Annotated in this window: 1 protein-coding gene; it reads right to left on the bottom strand. The window is 44.3% G+C overall.

The genetic code is table 11. The features are described 5' to 3' along the window. Window positions 1-33: 33 nt before the first annotated feature. A protein-coding gene (locus GYV61_RS09615; protein ID WP_369792500.1) for an IS3 family transposase occupies window positions 34-1,439 on the bottom strand; the annotation gives its coding sequence in 2 pieces (ribosomal slippage) (window positions 34-956 and window positions 956-1,439; 1,407 coding nt in all). Window positions 1,440-1,477: the final 38 nt, after the last annotated feature.

The raw sequence follows: 1,477 nt of genomic DNA, 5'->3' as shown, positions 1-1,477 counted from the left end.
TGAAGTGCAACTAAAAAGTTAGACATTTTAATATTACGCAAGACTCAATGCACGATTTCGATATTTGATCGGGGTCGTGTATTTTAGTTTGTTTGATCTTCTAATATGATTGAACCAGTAAACGTAATCATGCAGTACTTCCCGCATTTCTGCTAGTGAACTGATCTTAATGCGGTTGAGCTTCTCCCGTTTCATTAGGTTGAAGATGGTTTCTCCCGGTGCATTATCGTGGCAATTACCCTTGCGCGACATGCTTTGCTTAATCTTCATCTGTCTTAGTTTGGTCTGATAGCCGCTGTGGCGGTATTGAAAACCCTGATCTGAATGCAAAATAGGCTGGGCTGTTTTAGGCAGCTTGTGCTTAAGCTCTGCCAGCATATCATAAACCAGCTTCATGTTAGGCGAATAGCTGACTTGACAAGCCAGTATTTCCAGTGAGGCCTCATCAATGACCGGTGAAATATAAACCTTTTTGCCTGTGGTCAGCTTGTATTCGGTAATATCCGTGTGTAAGACGTGGTAGGGTCTGGTTTCATTAAACCGCTGCTTTAAAATGTTTTCCTTGATTACGCCTGCAGGGCCCGCATAAGAACTGTAGCGTGCAGTGCGCCTACTGTAGACTCTGGTCTTTAGTCCCAGCTGCCGCATCAGCTTGCGCACGGTATTGGGCGCATAGCTAAAGCCTTGATCTAAGAGTGCACCATGCATACGTCGATAACCGTAAGTCTCATCACTTTCTTGGTAGAAGATAGACTTGATTACGCCTTTAACAGCAGCGTATTTATCTAATCGGTTCAATCGGTGACTGCGGTTGTCGTAATAAGTTTTGCGGTTAAGGTGCAGCTTGGCAAGCAAAAGCTTTAACGGCACCTCAGGTCGCTCAGCCCGAATCTCCACGACTATTCTGGTTTTTTGCCGGTTGGTGAGCGTGGATATCGGGCAGCCACTTTTTTTAGGATTAAGTTATCCAATTCTAAGTCGGCTTTTTGTGCCTCTAGCTCAGCAACCTGACGACGCAATTGTTCTACTTCGGTTAGCTTCTTAGTGGGTTTAAGCTTCTTCTGACGCTTCTTTTTAGTCATGGTTGGTGGTCTCCCCTTGGATTTTGGGAGCAGCCCAGAGTAGCCTGCAGCCTGATAAGCCGCCAGCCATTGTCTTACTACTGACCGCGAAAGATTAAAAACTGCAGCTACCTGGAGTACTCCCATGTGATGTTCATGATAGAAGCGTACCACATTTAGCTTGAATTCAGGCAAATAAGTTTGTCGGGTGTGAGTAACCTTTAAAGCGGCTAAGCCATGTTTACGGGCACGTTCTGCCCAGGCCCTAATCTCGGTATGATCAATGCCGTATTCGCGTTCTAGTTTAGCTAAAGAGGTTTGGTGGGATAAGTATTTACTGCAAATTTCCATTTTCAAAGTAGTTGAATATTTAGTCATGAAAAAAGTGCTCCTAATAGTCAGATTAATGTCTAACT

The sequence above is a fragment of the Lactobacillus melliventris genome (assembly GCF_013346935.1).
Lineage (GTDB): Bacteria > Bacillota > Bacilli > Lactobacillales > Lactobacillaceae > Lactobacillus.
The sequence above is the reverse complement of the archived record's forward strand: the minus strand, read 5'-3'. Positions and strand labels throughout refer to the sequence as shown.